Annotated in this window: 14 protein-coding genes; 6 read left to right on the top strand and 8 right to left on the bottom strand. The window is 55.3% G+C overall.

The genetic code is table 11. The annotated features are described in order from the left end of the window. Window positions 1-8 precede the first annotated feature (8 nt). Genes C8R31_RS08065 through gspG form a run of 8 tightly spaced genes read right to left on the bottom strand, consistent with a single transcriptional unit; the run spans window position 9 to window position 8086 of the window. Window positions 9-2261 carry a secretin and TonB N-terminal domain-containing protein gene (locus C8R31_RS08065; RefSeq protein WP_107693578.1) on the bottom strand — a complete coding sequence of 751 codons (2253 nt, stop codon included), beginning with the start codon at window positions 2259-2261 and terminating at the stop codon, window positions 9-11. Then, window positions 2258-2806 (bottom strand): secretion system X translation initiation factor, encoded by a 549-nt coding sequence (locus tag C8R31_RS08060; protein ID WP_107693577.1) that lies wholly within the window; start codon window positions 2804-2806, stop codon window positions 2258-2260. Before C8R31_RS08060 ends, C8R31_RS08065 begins: the two co-directional genes overlap by 4 nt. Further along, window positions 2803-3390 carry a hypothetical protein gene (locus tag C8R31_RS08055; RefSeq protein WP_107693576.1) on the bottom strand — a complete coding sequence of 196 codons (588 nt, stop codon included), beginning with the start codon at window positions 3388-3390 and terminating at the stop codon, window positions 2803-2805. Before C8R31_RS08055 ends, C8R31_RS08060 begins: the two co-directional genes overlap by 4 nt. Further along, complete coding sequence (locus tag C8R31_RS08050; RefSeq protein WP_107693575.1) at window positions 3381-3929, bottom strand: fimbrial assembly protein; 549 nt, start codon at window positions 3927-3929, stop codon at window positions 3381-3383. Before C8R31_RS08050 ends, C8R31_RS08055 begins: the two co-directional genes overlap by 10 nt. Continuing rightward, entirely contained in the window at window positions 3929-4753 is an 825-nt protein-coding gene (locus tag C8R31_RS08045; protein WP_258192630.1) for a hypothetical protein, read from the bottom strand. The genes C8R31_RS08050 and C8R31_RS08045 overlap by 1 nt, the downstream gene beginning before the upstream one ends. After that, a complete protein-coding gene (locus tag C8R31_RS08040; RefSeq protein ID WP_219907485.1) occupies window positions 4734-6440 on the bottom strand; it encodes a GspE/PulE family protein in 1707 nt (568 codons plus the stop codon). Before C8R31_RS08040 ends, C8R31_RS08045 begins: the two co-directional genes overlap by 20 nt. Next, window positions 6437-7621 (bottom strand): type II secretion system F family protein, encoded by a 1185-nt coding sequence (locus C8R31_RS08035; protein WP_107693573.1) that lies wholly within the window; start codon window positions 7619-7621, stop codon window positions 6437-6439. Before C8R31_RS08035 ends, C8R31_RS08040 begins: the two co-directional genes overlap by 4 nt. Window positions 7622-7627: 6 nt before the next feature. Further along, complete coding sequence (gene gspG, locus C8R31_RS08030; protein ID WP_107693572.1) at window positions 7628-8086, bottom strand: type II secretion system major pseudopilin GspG; 459 nt, start codon at window positions 8084-8086, stop codon at window positions 7628-7630. Window positions 8087-8551: 465 nt separating this feature from the next. Here gspG and C8R31_RS08025 point away from each other — a divergent pair, with 465 nt between their 5' ends. From C8R31_RS08025 to C8R31_RS08000, 6 genes are all read left to right on the top strand, one after another. Beyond that, a complete protein-coding gene (locus C8R31_RS08025; RefSeq protein ID WP_107693571.1) occupies window positions 8552-9250 on the top strand; it encodes a response regulator transcription factor in 699 nt (232 codons plus the stop codon). A 401-nt stretch (window positions 9251-9651) separates the two neighbouring features. Then, on the top strand, window positions 9652-10656 hold the full coding sequence (locus tag C8R31_RS08020) for a multicopper oxidase domain-containing protein (RefSeq protein ID WP_107693570.1): 1005 nt from the start codon (window positions 9652-9654) through the stop codon (window positions 10654-10656). Window positions 10657-10690: 34 nt separating this feature from the next. Further along, window positions 10691-13576 (top strand): multicopper oxidase domain-containing protein, encoded by a 2886-nt coding sequence (locus C8R31_RS08015; RefSeq protein WP_219907484.1) that lies wholly within the window; start codon window positions 10691-10693, stop codon window positions 13574-13576. A 151-nt stretch (window positions 13577-13727) separates the two neighbouring features. Then, complete coding sequence (locus C8R31_RS08010) at window positions 13728-14351, top strand: LexA family transcriptional regulator (RefSeq protein ID WP_107693568.1); 624 nt, start codon at window positions 13728-13730, stop codon at window positions 14349-14351. Window positions 14352-14366: 15 nt separating this feature from the next. Beyond that, on the top strand, window positions 14367-15137 hold the full coding sequence (imuA, locus tag C8R31_RS08005; protein WP_107693567.1) for a translesion DNA synthesis-associated protein ImuA: 771 nt from the start codon (window positions 14367-14369) through the stop codon (window positions 15135-15137). Window positions 15138-15159: 22 nt separating this feature from the next. Next, a complete protein-coding gene (locus tag C8R31_RS08000) occupies window positions 15160-16620 on the top strand; it encodes a DNA polymerase Y family protein (RefSeq protein ID WP_258192629.1) in 1461 nt (486 codons plus the stop codon). Window positions 16621-16637: the final 17 nt, after the last annotated feature.

Genomic DNA, 16637 nt, shown 5'->3' with positions numbered 1-16637 from the left:
TCCAACGGTTAGCGGATATCAATACTGACGGCAGGCGGCAATGGAACTTCCGGAAGACCTGCGCTTTCGCCCTGTAGGGTGAGGCTCTTGATCGAGACTTGGGTTGTGACCGGTTTTTGTGCAACCGCTTTGAATCGCAGTTCCGCAAATCCTCCTCCCTTACCCAGCTTCAACGACCGTGATCCTGATTTCTCGCCTCCATCCAGCAATTCCAGTACGCTCGGGTCGTAGCTGAGTTCCAGCTCTGCAGGTGGCAGCGCGTCGGCTCCGCCCAGGCTTACGCTGACCGCGAATTCCTTGTCGGCAAGCACTTGCTCGGGTCCCACCAGCATCAGGACAGGAACGCCATCGGCGGCAGGGGCAGCATCCCTGGAAGGCCTCGGCTCGTCTGTTGGAACTGCAGACTCGGCGGCCAAACCAGCCCCACCACCGGTCCCCGTGGGTGCCATTGCTAGCGAATTGGGTGCGCTCTTTTTGATTGTGACGGGACGCGCCCCTACCGCGTTCTCGGTGCCAAAATGAAGATCACTGTCCGCTCTTGCCGGGCGGGAGATATTTCGGACGATACGGGGGGTTATCAGAAGCGCAATTTCAGTCTTATTGCGCGTGAAATTCTGGTTCGTAAACAGTTTCCCAACCCATGGCAGTTCACCCAATCCCGGGACTCTCGTAAGCGCTGCGCGTTCGTCGTCACTGATCAATCCCGCGAGAACCTGTGTTTCTCCATCCTTAAGCGCAAGCGTGGTGGCGGCGGTACGGGTCCCTACCTGATAGGCGAGGCCCCCATTTGCTATCGGCACCTCTTTGACAATATTACTCACCTCGAGGCTGACTTTCATCGAGACCTCGTCCTGCAAGGTGATTGTGGACTCCACGTCCAGCTTGAGCCCCACTTCGAGATAGCTCACGGAGGACGCCACGCCGACGTTGGCGGTCGCGGTGGTGGTGACTACCGGAACCTTATCGCCAATGAGAATTTTTGCCTTCTCCCGGTTTTTCACCCGGATGCGGGGATTGGCTAGAACGTTGATAATTGCCTCGGTTTGCTTGAGATTGATTACCAATGCCGGGTTGAGGATGATAGCCGTCAGGTTATCCAGGCCCCCGGTGCCACCATTGATTCCGGCGGAACTTATTCGAAAATCTGGCGGTGGAATACCAGCAGCAGCCGTGGCTGCGTTCAGCATATTCACCCGAACCTGATCCGGGTATAAGAAACCGAGATTGCGCAGAAGATCGCGTCTGATTTCGAGCACTTCGACTTCCAGCATGACCTCCGGATCAGCGAGGTCATTCACGGCAACCAGTCGCTCGACTAGGCGGATCGCATCCGGCGTATCCTTCATGACAAACGAATTCAACCTTTCGTCGACGTGCATATCCTTGGTTTTGACCAGTCCTCGGACCATGGCGACGATTTGCTTCACATCGGTGTTCACAACGAAAAAACTGCGGACGCTCAACTCCTGATACTCCTTCTGCTTGGCGGGCGTATTCGGATAGATCAGCACCGAGTTTTCGTTAAGCACCTTATGGGTGAGCTGATTCGTCATGAGCAAGAGCTTGAACACATCCTCAACGTTGGTATCGCGCACAAAAATGCTGGTTTTAGTATCCTGCCTGACATCCTTGTCGAAAACGACGTTTATCCCCGCGGCGCGCGCCATTATTTCAAAGATGGATTTCAGACCGGCGTCGCGGAACTCAAGCGTAACCGGCTTTTTATACGCGGTTTTCAGAACCGGCCCGACCTTTTCAGCCTGGAACTCCATGTCCGTGATGAGTTGTAGGAGACGGCGGGCGTCCTTCTGCTGCGGATTTTCCTGCAGAACAGTGCGGAGCTCCGGTTCGGCGGCCACATAATCTTTTCGCGCCATCAGTTCTTCCGCCTGTTTCAGTATCACACCGTGGCGGCGGTCCATGTCCAGCCCGGCCAAGCCTTCCTGGGAGCGATCGTTGTGTGGATTTATCTCCAGTGCGCGACGATAGCCTTGCTCCGCAGCAGCGACATCGCCTTTCGAGCGCGCAATATCTGCATCCAGCAGGTGACGCGCCGCTACTGCCTCTCGCTGACGCGCAAGTATGGTGCGGATTTCAAGATTATCCGGCTCCTTTCTTGCCGCCTCTTCGAGGCTGGCAAGCCCCATGTCTATCTTGCCTTCGGCAATCAGGCGTTTGCCTTCCGTAAACTCTTTCTTGGTTGCGCACCCCGCGAACATGACCAGGAACGCGACAAACAGAACAACCGCTCCCGCCCTCATCGAATCTCTCCGACCGGTGCAGTGGCAAGCATCTGCTTGGCATTGAGCGGAAGATAAGTAACGGTGATTGCATGGTCGTTCACCTCATCCAGGCGGTACTGGCTATTGATTTTCTCTCCTGGCTTGACAATATAATTACGTTCAGCCAGCGCAAGGAATACTTGGGTTTCCTCACCCTCAATAATCTTGCCGAGATATTTGAATTGAAGCGGCGGCGGTGGAGGCGGTTGATTTTTTTCGGCCTCAGATTGGGGAGGGGGAGGGGGTGCCCACGATTGAGCACGAAAAATGTCTCCGGCCTGGGTGCTGAATTTCCTGCGCTCCAATCGATCGAGCCGAAGCAGTTCATTTTCCCGCGCGTTTTCGCTCGACGAGCGAATTTCAGCCGTAGGAGCCTGTTTTCGTGGAGTTGCTTCTTCTTTAACCTGCTCCAGATCCGCAGTGCCATCCTCTCCACTGACCCATTGGGCGGCAAGAAGCGAGGCTAGCAATGCCACCCCCAGCCATAATGTGCGCCGCCCGCTTGGTGCCCCCGCTCCTGTCATTCCGGGCCTTCGCTCAGATAGAGATTGAATTTGAGATTCGCGTCCAGCAACTCCGAGTCCACCCCTTCACGTTTAATCGCAACATCCACCAGCGCCATTGGCGGAACGGCACGCAACGCACCGGCGATAAAACCACGCACCTGGGAATATTTACCCCGCACCGGCACCAGCATCTCATAGCGCGCGAGCTTCACCTCCTTCTCCCGCACCAGACGGTACTCGGTCCCGCTTATCTCTACGGCGTGCTCTGCCGCGGACTGTACCACCTCGTTAATCCAGAACGGAGTGGAATCAAAACTCGGAAAAAACTCGTAAAATACCTGCAGCCCTTCATGTCCTTGTACCGCCTTCCGGATGCCTGAGCCGCTTGTGCTTGTCCGCGCGGGTTCGGCCTTCAATTGCGCCTGCATCGTTTCCGCCTTGATCATAAGCGCGCTCGACTCGGCGCGCCGCGGTAACACTGCCGCGAAAAAAAACGCTGCGGAAAAGACAAACAGCGCGAAGCCGATTTTTCCAGGGGTACCCAGCCGTTCCGCTTGCCAGCGCATGCGCAGCCAGGCGTTTTGTAAAAAACTTAGGCCCATATTGCGGTCAACAGAAAAATGACGGGCCGATGAGGATCGTCCCGCTTGATTTCATATTTGAGCAGGTGGGCATCCTTAAGCACCGGCTCACGTTCCAGCGCGCCGACGAAATCCAGCATCGCCGCAATGTTCTTTGCCTCCGCGCCGATACGCATCATGCGGCCGGCAGGGTCCGGCTGGAAGGAGAGCAGAGCCACATCATGGTTGGCGGCATATTCGACCGAATCAAAAAGCGCTTGCCACGGCAAATCAAGCTCGCTCATTACCGCATTGGCTTTTTTTACCTCCTGCTTCATGTCGCGGCCGGCATACGACGACGATGACGATGACGAAGACGAAGTGCCCTGGGGCGCCGTGGTGCGCTGAACCCGCCGCTCAACGCTGGCGATACGGGTATCCCAATACGCCACCTCGTTCATGGCCAGATTGAACTCATACAACACAGCGCCCAACATCATGAGGCCAAGCGACATAATGATATAGCCCACGCGCTCCGCCCCGCCGCCGGTGTCCGGAAATCTGAGTCCAAGGCGGCGCATCAGGTTGCCCCGGCCGTCACTTCGGCAATGGTTGGATAATGCGGCGGAGCAGGCATGCTTTCAGTCTGCAGCGGAGCAATGCGCCATCCGCAGTCCTCCGGCAAGGCGAATTCTTGATGCTCTGGCGCAAACAGGTAGACCGTCTCGTCCGCTTCCTTGCTTCCGGAGAACAGTATCGCCTCCTGATGAAGCACCGAGAGCAGTTCATCTTCCACATCGTGCAGGATCCGCTGGTTACTTATGCGTTGCCACGCGCCATTCTCCAGCAAGGCGATACAAACCCGTCCGGTTTCCAACAATGCGAACCATGAGCGGTTGCTATTGAATCGCTTGTACCAGTGATCAAAAGCGCCCGTGAGATAGGGTTCGACATATTTCAGCCTCGCCTTGCGCTGCGAGCAGACTTCGGTCATCCGTTCCAGAAAACTACGCTCAATCGCAGCACATACCCCCCCGCTGCACGGGTCCCACGCACTTACGCTGATGACCCATGTCGCGGCCCGGTCGCCAAATACCTCGCGCATCTGAAACGCGGCATAGGCGTGCAATTCGGCCGGGGTCGCAATCGATGGCTGAGCGGGCAGTACTACGTAGCGAACGAAGGCGTTCGAAATGGTGATGCTTATGTCCACTCCGCCGGCCTGTTCGGTTATCCGCTCGAATTGCTCAAGCGGAGCCTCCCACGCGGGCAACCCCGGCTTCTGTTCGCACGTGGCGGCAACCCGAGCCGCCTGCTTCGGCTTTATACCCTTGCGCAGCCGCGCCATATCGACCCGTTCGGGCGCAAGAAAAACCTGCATCCGGTCACGCCACAATGGTGACACGATTGGCCTCCTGCAAGCTCGTCTGCCCAGACTGCACCATCTCCAGCGCTGCGTCCCGAAGGAAACGAGTGCCATTACGCTTCGCTGCCTCCTTGATTTGCCGTATGGGTTCACGCGCCACGATCAGTTCGCGGATTTCATCATTCAAGATCAGCATCTCCGCAATCGCGCTTCGTCCCCGATAACCGCTGCCCCGGCACTGGCCACAGCCTTTTCCGGCGCGAAACCGGAAGGTTTCCGCCCGCTCCGGAGTAATTCCGGATGCCGCTATCAATTGCTCGTCCGGACGCTCTTCGGCTGCGCAATGCGCGCAGAGCAGGCGGACCAATCTCTGCGCGGCGATTCCGTTCAGGGCCGAAACGAAACTGTAGGGGTCGACCCCCATATGCGAGAAACGCCCGATGACATCGAACACGTTATTCGCGTGAACGGTGGTAAACACCAGATGGCCGGTCAATGCCGCCTGGATCGCAATTTGCGCCGTCTCCGGATCGCGGATTTCTCCAACCATTATTTTGTCGGGGTCGTGACGCAGAATCGAGCGCAAACCGCGCACAAAGGTCAGCCCCTTCTTCTCGTTAACGGGTATCTGCAGGACACCGGGCAACTGGTACTCGATTGGATCTTCGATGGTAATGATTTTATCGTGGCCGGTGTTTACTTCGGAAATGGCGGCATAAAGCGTCGTCGTTTTCCCGCTGCCGGTGGGCCCGGTCACCAGCAGCATACCGTAGGGTTCGGCGCTGAGCCGGCGCAGACTCGCCATTGTGGCCGGTTCGAAGCCAAGATGATCCAGCGTGAGGCCCTCCACATGATCGGCCAGCGCCTGCCGATCAAGAATACGCAACACCGCGTCTTCCCCAAAAATACTGGGCATGATGGATACGCGAAAGTCAATCTCCCTTCCCTGGATGGAAACCTTGAAACGACCGTCCTGAGGCACTCGCCGTTCGGCAATATCCAGATCAGACATCACCTTGATGCGTGAAATGACCTGTTCCGCCAAATCCGCGCCTTGCACCACTCCGATGCTGGTCAGAACGCCGTCGATCCGGTATTTGATCGAAAGTGCGCCCGGTACCATTTCGAGATGTATGTCGCTTGCCTGTGATTTATGCGCGTCATATAAGGTGGAATGTACCAAACGCACCACCGGGCTCGTACCTTCGTTGATCGATTTGAGCGAAAGATCTTCCTCACCCGCCTGTTTTTCTCGGCTTGCCGCTGCGGGCAGCAAAGTATCCATGGCGCGCATGGTCTGTTCCTGCTGGGCAAAAAAGGCGACCAAGTCCGCCGGATGAACCAGATGCCATGCCGCTGGAACGTCGATACGGTCTTCCGCCCAGGCTCTCAAGTTCGGCGAAAACGGATTGGCGACCGCAAGGATGTATTCCTCGCCGTTGCGGAACAACGCGCATTCCTCGGCAACGGCTTCGTTAAAAGGCAACACTTCGAATGCGGGGGTAAATGCGCGCAGGCGTTCCATTGTCAGCACACGCATGCGCAGCAACCGACCCAGTTCCGCTATCAGTTGATCGGGCTCAAGGCCATATGTTTCCTCCAGAAAACCGATTACCGGAACGCCTCGCGTAAAAGCCTCCCTGCGCGCCTCAGCAAGCTGATGCGCATCAATACGTCCTGTCCCTGTTGCGGTCTGAAGGACCTCCGCTTCGATCAACTGGTTCAACCGACACTTCCCGCCAACTGAAATATAGGCATATACATAAGAATGATTATCCCCCCGATCACGCCCCCGATCACCGCCATCAGCACCGGTTCGATCAGCTTGGTGAGCCACTCTACCCAGCGCGCGATTTCTTCATCGTGAAAATTGCCGATGCGCTCCATCATCTCGCCCATGAGACCGGTTCTTTCGCCCACCCGCAACATGCGGTCGCCGACCGCCGTAGTCAGCCCTTCAGCTTCCATTGCGTTTGAGATGGTCTTTCCTTCGCGGATCAGAAGGGCAGCGGCGCGCACTCTTGGTCGGAAGTGCGGTTGCAACAGGCCGTCCACCATCTCCAAGGCTTTCACCACCGGGATGCCGCCGCGCAACAGCATGCCTAATGTCCTATAAAATCGAGCGAGCTGATAAACCCGCATGCGTTCCCCAATGGCTGGAATACGCCATAACTGCTGGATCAACCGCACCCTGAATGCCGGACGGGTAATGCCATAAACGGTTAGCCCCAGCACAGCTGCCGCGACACCCGCCATCTGCCATCCCTGTTCCTGCACAAGATGCCCCCATTCAATAAGCAGCATGGAGAGCCAAGGCAAATCCGAGCCTACATCCTCGTAGATGGCGCTGAACTTCGGCACGACAAAAACCAGGAGAAACAGCCCCACGAGCAACCCGATCAACAACAGAAGCACAGGGTAAATGGAAGCGCCGATCAGCTTCTTGCGGACCAGATCCATCTGTGTATGATAATTTATGAAACGCGTTAACGCCTCAGGCAGGTCGCCGGTACGCTCGCTTGCCCTTGCGGTCGCGACGTAGAGCGGGGGGAATGCTTGCGGAAAAAACTCCAATGCGCGAGAGAACGTAACACCCTCGTAAAGCCGTGCAAGCAGCTCCTCGATAATTTTACGCACGCCGGCGTCCTGCTCTTTATCCGCCAGTGTTTCAATACTCTCCACCAGACTGAGTCCAGCTACCAGCAGCGAAAGCAGTTCCTGGCTGAAGTGCGCCAGCGGAAAACGCAGCCTCGGCTTCGGCAGCCAGCCTGAAAAACGGCGCCTGACATTCAGCACCATCCCGCCTTGCGCCAGCACCTGAAGACGTGCGTCTTCCGCGCTATCGGCGTCGAGTTCAAGAAATACCGTGCCTCGCCCGGCAAGCACAGCTTTTACTTGATAGCGCATTGCAACTTACCAGTTGGTGATATCCGCCGCTTCGCCCGCACCGCCGGGCTGACCGTCCTTTCCCAACGAATGTAAATCGTACTCCCCGCGTTCACCCGGATACTTGTAAATATACGGCCGCCCCCATGGATCCGGTGGGGCCGCCTTTTTCAGGTATGGTCCCTGCCATTTTGGCTCGTTCGCCGGACGTGTCATTAATGCGGTCAACCCTAGTTCCGTAGTCGGGTAGTGGCCGGTGTCCAGGCGGTACTGGTCCAGAGCCTTTTCGAGGGCATCAATCTGCGCTTGCGCAACTTTTACCTCAGACTTGCCCACCTGAGAAAAATACTTGGGAGCGACATAGCCTGCCAGCAATCCAATAATGACCATCACGACCAGCAGTTCGAGCAACGTAAATCCTTGCGTCGAGTGGCGGCGTGGGAACGGCCAACGATACTTCGTTTCACTATTTTGAAATCTATTCATAGACTTTCACAGCACGGAGCGCAAGCGTCCTGAAACGTAGAGTGTAGAGCTTGGGTGTTACCAAAAAATGACGGAACGGGTGAGCTTGACCCCGAGAATCCGTGGGAATCATATTAGCTTCCCAACAATGTCGCAAGCAATATCGCGGATCGAAGCAAATGTCAAGCCCAGCTGGGAACCGCTGAATTATTCATGGCGAAAAAACATTGACTGCCGTTTTCCGGTAAATATCTCCCCCTCGGGCACGACGCAACCATACCGATCCTTATAAATCTTGAAATGAATCCCAATTGGACTGCCATACTCGTCGCCGTTACATTCGCCTAGTAACGCCTTGAAAAAAAGCCAACTTTTAACCATGCGCAAACGAATAACCCTATTTGCGTAATGTAGAAATTTAAACTATGCTTTTTTTAACTTCCAATCGTGGCAAAAAAAAAATTAACTTACATCTCCACGTTCCTCATGTCTATCCGTGTCCTGCTCATTAACAGTCATCAGATCGTTCTGTGGGGACTGGAAAAACTTATCAACGCCGAGTCGCCGAGCATGGAGGTCGTGGGCAAAGCGACCAACGGGCCTGAGGCCGCGCACGTGGCAAGGGAAAAAAAACCGGATATTCTCTTACTCGACCTTTGTCTTGGAGTGGAAAAAAGCGGAAACCTCATCCCGGATTTGCTCAGGGAAGGACAATTTCACATCATCATCTTCACAGAGTGTCACGACCAGGCCGCCATCGACGAAGCTGTGCTGAATGGAGCGCGAGGCGTAGTCTTCAAAGAAGAGCCCACGCACAACATACTCAAGGCAATTGAGAAAGTTCATGCTGGCGAACTTTGGCTCGACAGAAGCACGACAGGACGTATCTTTATCAACTTTATTCGTGCTGGCCAAAAGCCCACCGCTATCACCAAAAAAATCGGTGCGCTTACCCGAAAAGAGCGTGCCATCGTCACCGCGTTTGCAAACGAAGCGGGCGCTTCCAATAAGAAAATCGCGCAAAAGTTGTGCATCAGCGAACAAACGTTAAGAAACCATCTGACATCCATTTTCAGCAAGCTGGAGATCACGAACCGCTTTGACCTTTTCATGTTTGCCAAACTTCATCACCGCGACGTAGGAATCACCGAGCCGCGCTCGGCGCACCCCAACCACGGCTTATAGCTCCGCTCAAGCGCGGAGGGACCCGAACCTACCCTCTCCGCCTCTTTACGCTCCTCCATGTCTCGGGGCAAATGTACTGATACAACTCCAAAAACAAGTACATCCTCTTAAGAAAATAAGTACAACCCTCCCGTGGCCTTCCTCCCTTAGTAACTCATAATCACCACCAAAAGATAGCGCCATCGGGGCAGCCTGACTTAAGGCTCCTCAATGTCAATGCGGCACTCGGCACTTCAACTCTCCTGTCAGAAATGGTCAGCCACGATCACTGCAATGGGTTGCGCCGCTGCACTGTCCGATTGAACAGCTGAAGAATCAATGCGAACCAGCTCAAGCCGGGCAATTCGCGTCCGACTCTGCTTCGTGTCAACTAACTCATCAACCAAGGGAGCCTTCCAAAAATGAAGTTTCGACGAAGCCATGCTATCGGGGAGTTTTGTGCTTCTGATAACGCCGGGTACACCTCAATCTCGACGCAATTCGGACGCTTTCGCACTGGCCTGATAATACCGTCAGCCCTCTTTCTCGCGGCTTTTTTTCTACCCGTTGGGGAAAGCGTCAGCGCCGATCACCGGATTCAAATGACCGCGGAAGAAATCACTGATGGATTGCTTGCCTACCGGATGGTTCAGCACACCGTCAACGGCGCTGATATCACATCCCGCTACAGCACCGAAGCTACGGTTCCAGGTCCCACGATTGTTCTCAACGAAGGGGACAAGGTGGTCCTCACTATTCGCAATGGCTTAACCATGCGGCCCGATCAGCAGGTTAGCGTCCATCCCCACGGCGTCCATTACATGATCCTCAGCGACGGCACGCTGAAGGTTATCAACAAGGTTGAAGATGAAGGCGCCTACCCTGTCGGTTTTTATACTTATCTTTGGGATGTGGCGCCGGGCACAGCGGGCACCTGGCCGTATCACGACCACAACTTCGCGACGCACAATGGCTCTGAACACCGGGGGCTGTTCGGCGCCCTCATTGTCAACCCGGAATCAGGGACAGTTACTGCAAGCGCCGAAGGCAGAATCCGGAACGTATCCGTCGATAGCATCAAGAAGGATTATGTGCTTTTCCTGGGCGATGATGCCTTTTGGGGAACGGAGATAGATGGCGTCAGCAAGCAGCAAACGCCCCGCTGGACCAACCCTGCCTTGACCGCAAAACATGGGGACAATGTGAGGTTTCATCTGATTGCGATGGGAACCGACCTGCATCAGTTCAGGCTCAAAGGTTACAGATGGGTTGATCCCGGAACCAATAACCTCATCGACAGAGCCGACATCGGTCCGCTCGAAAACCACGTTTTCACCATCAAGTCCTCACATTCAACAGATTACCTCGACAAAAATTTCTCAAATCGTTTGATGGGCATGAGGGGCGACTTTAATGTCACCCAATAATAAAACGCCCCAACAGGACATCAGAGGACAAAGGATGAACAAATTTACACTTAGAATGAAATTATTGACTGCGATGGCACTCGGGCTGATCGCAGCCATACCACTCGGTTCAACCATGGCCCTGGCTGCTTCCCACAACATTGTATTGTCAGCCGAAATACTGCCTAACGGGCAACCTGGCTACAAGATGGTCAGCCATAGTGGAAACCAGGGCTCGCACTACCCCAGTACCGCCGTCATCCCAGGTCCGACCCTTTTCGTAAAGCAGGGTGACTCGGTGAGCGTGCAGCTCGTCAACAATACCAAGGAAAAAGTAGGTTTCAAGGTACCCGGCCTTTCACATGGCGGAACGGTCGCGCCGGGCCAAACAGGAAACTATAGCGTAGATACCAGCGCACGGGGCACCCACCTCTACCACGACGAGAAACTGGGGCTTACCGGCCTGTTCGGCGCAATCGTCGTTGACAGGCCCGACGGGAAGGTGGAGAGCTACCTTGACGCTGACGGGCGCATTGTTCCGGTGAAGCGACAGGACGTCAAAAAGCAGCAAGTCCTGTTCATGGTCGGCTCAACCTTCTGGGGAACGGAAATTTCCCAGGACGGCACACAGACACCGTTATGGACCAATCCCACTCTGGGCGCCGTTCATAACGACATTGTGAGATTCCATATCCTGTCGGTGGGACCGGGGCACACCTTTCACTTGCATGCCCACCGATGGCTCAAACCAGTTACAGAAACGAGAAAGGGTAAGGATAGCGCTTCCCGGCATGACAAGGACAGGGATGACTACTCCCATTTCAGAAGAGATGGGGATGGCGACCGGCACGGAGATGACGACGATGATCACCGCCACCACGATTTATCGAAAGGGACCGTTGAACACAGCGGCACGCCTGGCATTATCGATACGAAACTGTTAGCCGACCGTTTCGATAGCCATGTGTTTACGGTTAAAGCAGGTTCGGGCGTGGGGCCAGGCAACTGGCAGTACCACTGCCATTTGTTTTCCCACATGGAAGCAGGGATGCACGGCAGCTTCAGGGTTGATCCCGTAGGCTCCCCCCAAATGGGAACCAGCATCGCCGGTGCATCTCCCCATGGAGCTATTTTTGGCCATACCAGCAACGACCCCGGCCTCGTCACCTTCATAATTTCGGATCAACCCAGCAGCTGGTTCAGGAGCGCCCGCGCCGACACTATATTTGGCATTACCGGCGGCACCCGGTCGCTGGAAGTCCTGCCTCCCGGCGGTAGCGTCAATTTCATCATGTCGGACACCAACACGGTACATTCGATTACCAGCCTGATATGGCCCAGTGGAGCGCCGCACCTGCCATTTGACCAGGCCAGGGCCTATAAAGGCGGGGGGCTGCTACATTTGTCCAAACCCGGTCTATATGTATTTACCTGCAAGGTGCATCCATACATGTTTGGCGCGGTCATCGTGGACGATCCCGCCACCGATGGTCTTGATCTCGGCGAAACCATCGATCTGGCCCCGGGCATAAAGAACCTGCCCACTAGCAGCGATTTGGCCACTTTCCTGCTGAGAACCTTCTTTGTCGCCACCGCTCCCAACAACTGGCAGGATTACACTTCCGGCAAGCCATGGAACATAACGTATCCCAACGTTTCGGTCCGCATCACCGGCGGAGCTTCCGTGAATTTATCGGAAGTGCTGATCGCCCGGTACGGCAACAACACCGTCTTGACACCGCCGGTTCCGCCCCGTATCCATGGGGTGGGCGAGGTATGGGTCGATACCCAGTTTGAAAAAACGGCGGGCAAGAGCAAACCGGGCACCATTTCCGTCGTTGACACCACGACCTGGAAAGTAACCCGCAAGATCGCCCTGCCGGAGATCAATATGAATAATCCCCATAACATGTGGACCAACAGGGATCAATCGATTGTCTTTCAGACGCAATGGTTTGACAACAAACTGACGATGATCGATAAAAGGACGGGCAAGCTGATCAAAAACATCCGCGTGGGCGAGGCCCCTGCCCATGTCATGACCCGCCCGGACAATGACGACATCACGGTCACCAACAACGGCGAAGATGGGGTGTCGATCATCCCGGCGGGCACAACCAAGGTCAAGGAGATCATGCCTACACAGAAATCCGGCCAGCTTGCCACAAATCCTCATGGGCACTGGATCAGCGCGGACGGAAACCAGGTGGTTACGCCAAATATCTTTACTAACGATGTCGGCTTCTATGACATCGACAGCGGAGTCATCCTGGAAAGAACCTCCACCGGAGGGTCTGCCCCGGGCGCTCACCCCATCGCTATCGGCATGATGCCTGATTCGAGCAAGGCCTACGCGGCGAACCTGTTGCATCATAGCGTGAGCGTGCTCGACAGGAATGGGTCGTTACTAAAAACCATCAACCTTATTGCCGACTATAACCCCATTGACGGAACAATCCAGGACCGCGATGGGGATGGACTGGCAACGGTCGGCATCCTTCCGATTCAGTTGCCCGTTTCCCCGGATGGTCGCGCAGTAGTGGTGGCTAATATGGGTCAATCGATCATAGTCATCGACACGCGTACCGACCGCGTGGTGAAGATGCTTCCCTGCGATCCGGGTTGCCACGGAGCAAATTTTGGTGCGAAAAAGGGTGGGGGATACTATGCCTATGTCACCAGCAAGTTCTCCAATGAGCTTATTGTCGTTGACGTCGATCCCAACAATGACGGCAATGTGTCCGACGCGGAAGTGGCAGGCCGGGTTTCGCTCGTAAGCAACAGCAGTACCCACACTGATGACCGCATCAGCGGTCTGGCGGGCTATGGCGGGCAAGGAGTTCTTGCCATTCCCAACGTATACAATAGCTGGGTTAAGAACCTGCCTGATGAATGGAAGAGCCAACTCACCCCTGCGCAACGAAACCCGTCTCATCACTGATGTAGTCCTGAAACTTACCCTCGGCAGCGGCCATCGAAAATGATGGCCGTTTTTTTTGCTGATAGCAGCCGGGATTTTGGGCGCCTGTTAATTTGTACTCAGAACAATTGTTCTCTATAATGAGATCAACTGTTCTCAATTCCTTTCTCTCATGCAACAGCTCGACATTTTCTCTTACCTTGGCAAGCTTCAGGATTACTATGCCCGGGAAAGAATCATTCCCTCAACTACGCAGTTATCTATGCTGTGGAACGTAAAGGCGCGTTCCTGGACACACCAGATCGTGCAACGCTTAAAGGAAGAAGACTTTCTGGAAACAGCGGCGGGCGGGCGGCTGCGCCCCGGACCCCGTTTTTTCGAGCGAACGGTCGGGCACGCGGTTCGTGCGGGGCTGCCTCAACAGGCTGCCGACGTTCAGCCGGAATTGCTGCGCATAGACGATTACCTGATCGAAAAACCCTCTCAAACCATTCTCTTTCCCGTCAAAGGCGACTCGATGATCGACCTGGGCATTCTTGAGGGAGACATGGTGATTATCGAACGCAGCAATTCAGCCTCGCCAGGGCAGGTCGTGCTGGCAATCGTAGATAATGAATTCACCCTCAAGGTCCTTGCCAGGGATAAGGAGGGTTATTATCTGGAAGCACGCAACGAGAAACAAAGCCAGGATTACCCTCCCATCCGGCCCGGACATGAACTGGAAATCTACGGGTTTTATGTCGGCCTGTTTCGAAAAGCTTCCACTTCCGGGCACCGCGTCGGCCCCAACCGGTAATGATGAGTTATTGCCATGCCGATGCCTGCTTCCCCACCTTTGGCGCCGCTATCGCTTTTGCAAATCGAAGCTCGATTCAGGGGCAGAATATGGCGAGGCGATGCGCTGGGATCTTCCGCAGAGCCGGTTCTTTCCAGTGGCTTTGATGAACTGGATGGTGAGTTGCCCGGAGGGGGATGGCCCACCCGCAATCTGACCGAGTTGCTGCTACCGGCGGCAGGGATGGGGGAAATAAGCTTATTGAGCCCGCCGCTTGCAGAGACTACTCATAACGGAAGAAATATTCTGCTGGTAGGCCCTCCTTATCTCCCTTATATGCATGCATGGGAGAATCTGAATATCGATAGCCGGCGGATCGTAATGGCCAGGGTTTACAAACCTGTCGAGCGGTTATGGGTGCTTGAACAAGGTATCAGGAGCGCTGCCTTTGGCGCAGTTATCGGCTGGCTACCCGAGGTAAGCCAGCAAACGACGCGAAAACTGCAAATCCTGGCAAGGTCTGCCGCCGCGCTGGTCTTTTTGCTCAGGCCAGCCGGCGCGCAATCCGAAACTTCCGCAGCCCCCCTAAGATTATTGCTCGGTTCGGCACGTAGGCATGCTCTTTCCTTGTACCTGCTCAGGCGCCGGGGCGCCCCCGCTGCCTTACCCATTCGCATTGCCCTCACCTCCTTCCCCTGGACCAGGCACTTACCCGGTTCCACTACACCGGCGCCTCTATCCACCTTATCCGCTCCAGCCCAACACAATGCTGTGGATCGCTCTTCATTGTCCCGCACTATCGCTTGACTGTATTGAGCGCCGGTTTCCCGTGGCGCTCATTCCGGCAATGGCGGTAACTGCGCGAAAAGGCAACCGGATATATATCCAGCAGGCCAATAAGCTGGCGCAAGAGCGGGGAATAATGGCTCATCAACCTCTTGCCACCGCCCTGGCTCTTTTTTCCGAGTTGGTGGTAATGGAACAGGATCCGAATGAGGAGATGAAAGCGCTGCACGACGCCGCATATGCCGCGTTACGTTTCACGCCCAATATTGTTTTGCAACACAGCGGCCTTGTTGCGGAAGTTTCCACAAGTCTGAAGTTGTTTGGCGGCCTGAAAAAGTTGTGCCAGTTGCTGATAAAGGCAGTGTCCGCGCAAGGCCTGCAACTCTGCGCGGGGGTTGCTCCTACCCCGAAGGGGGCGTGGCTGCTGGCTCGATCGACACCCTCCGGAACCATAATCAATGGAGCGGGTGCCAAACTCCGCTTATTGCTCGATTCCCTCCCCGTCGCTTTGCTGGAATCGGCCGAGCCTCACCTTGAAGTCATTCGCGGCATAGGCTGCAAGACACTGGCTGATCTGAGACGATTGCCTCGCGGCGGAATAGCGCGGCGGTTCGGCCCCGATCTGCCGGCGGAAATGGATCGCGCCTACGGAGAGGCCCCCGATCCACAGAAATGGTTTAAGGCGCCGGAACAATTTCAGCAAAAGATGAGGCTGATGGCTCAAATTGAAAGCGTGGAACTGCTCTTGATCCCCGTACAGAGAATGATCCATCAGATGTGCGGCTGGCTGGCTTCACGGCATGCAGCGGTTTGCGCCTTCTCATTGGTGTTGCATCACGAATATTCTCTCCGGCAGCCGCACCGGTCTACGCCTGTATATATACAGCTTTCCGAACAGAGCGGCGAGCCGGGACATTTGATGCTCCTGCTGCGTGAACGCCTGGAGCGAACAAAACTGGCAGCTTCGGTTTGCGAGCTGACACTGGCAGCGGATGAAATAGCAGCGGGGATGGATGCCAATCTTGAACTGTTCCCACATGCGCAATCAGAAACTACTTCATTGAACCGGTTTATCGAGAAGCTTTCCGCCCGCCTTGGGCCTCAGGCAGTCATGGGTTTGAAGGTTATTCCTGACCACCGGCCGGAACGCAGCCAGCGATTCGAGACGCCGGGAATAAGCGCGATGAATGGGAGAAAGAGTGTTCCAGGCCAGGAAAAACACCGGGAAGTCATGCCTTCTGAATTGACCCGTCCTGCCTGGCTGATGGAAGCCCCGCTGGAGCTGAAGCTGCAACGCCAGCAGCCTGTTTATGGTTCCCCGTTAAAACTGATTGCAGGACCGGAACGGATCGAAGCAGGCTGGTGGGATGATGCGCTGGTCGCGCGCGATTATTTCATTGCGGAGAACGACCTTGGCCAGCTGTTGTGGATCTACCGCGAACATAGCGAACATAACGCAGAGGCCAAAAACTGGAGCTGGTATTTGCAGGGACTGTTTGGCTAGCCATTGCTCATCATGAG

The sequence above is a fragment of the Nitrosospira sp. Nsp2 genome (assembly GCF_003050965.1).
Taxonomy (GTDB): domain Bacteria; phylum Pseudomonadota; class Gammaproteobacteria; order Burkholderiales; family Nitrosomonadaceae; genus Nitrosospira.
The sequence above is the reverse complement of the archived record's forward strand: the minus strand, read 5'-3'. Positions and strand labels throughout refer to the sequence as shown.

Coding starts and splice junctions, on each gene's coding strand:
- gspG (WP_107693572.1), bottom strand. CDS start 8,086: ATGAATAGATTTCAAAATAGTGAAACGAAGTATCGTTGGCCGTTCCCA.
- C8R31_RS08020 (WP_107693570.1), top strand. CDS start 9,652: ATGAAGTTTCGACGAAGCCATGCTATCGGGGAGTTTTGTGCTTCTGAT.
- C8R31_RS08035 (WP_107693573.1), bottom strand. CDS start 7,621: ATGCGCTATCAAGTAAAAGCTGTGCTTGCCGGGCGAGGCACGGTATTT.
- C8R31_RS08065 (WP_107693578.1), bottom strand. CDS start 2,261: ATGAGGGCGGGAGCGGTTGTTCTGTTTGTCGCGTTCCTGGTCATGTTC.
- C8R31_RS08010 (WP_107693568.1), top strand. CDS start 13,728: ATGCAACAGCTCGACATTTTCTCTTACCTTGGCAAGCTTCAGGATTAC.
- C8R31_RS08025 (WP_107693571.1), top strand. CDS start 8,552: ATGTCTATCCGTGTCCTGCTCATTAACAGTCATCAGATCGTTCTGTGG.
- imuA (WP_107693567.1), top strand. CDS start 14,367: ATGCCGATGCCTGCTTCCCCACCTTTGGCGCCGCTATCGCTTTTGCAA.
- C8R31_RS08060 (WP_107693577.1), bottom strand. CDS start 2,806: ATGACAGGAGCGGGGGCACCAAGCGGGCGGCGCACATTATGGCTGGGG.
- C8R31_RS08015 (WP_219907484.1), top strand. CDS start 10,691: ATGAACAAATTTACACTTAGAATGAAATTATTGACTGCGATGGCACTC.
- C8R31_RS08050 (WP_107693575.1), bottom strand. CDS start 3,929: ATGCGCCGCCTTGGACTCAGATTTCCGGACACCGGCGGCGGGGCGGAG.
- C8R31_RS08055 (WP_107693576.1), bottom strand. CDS start 3,390: ATGGGCCTAAGTTTTTTACAAAACGCCTGGCTGCGCATGCGCTGGCAA.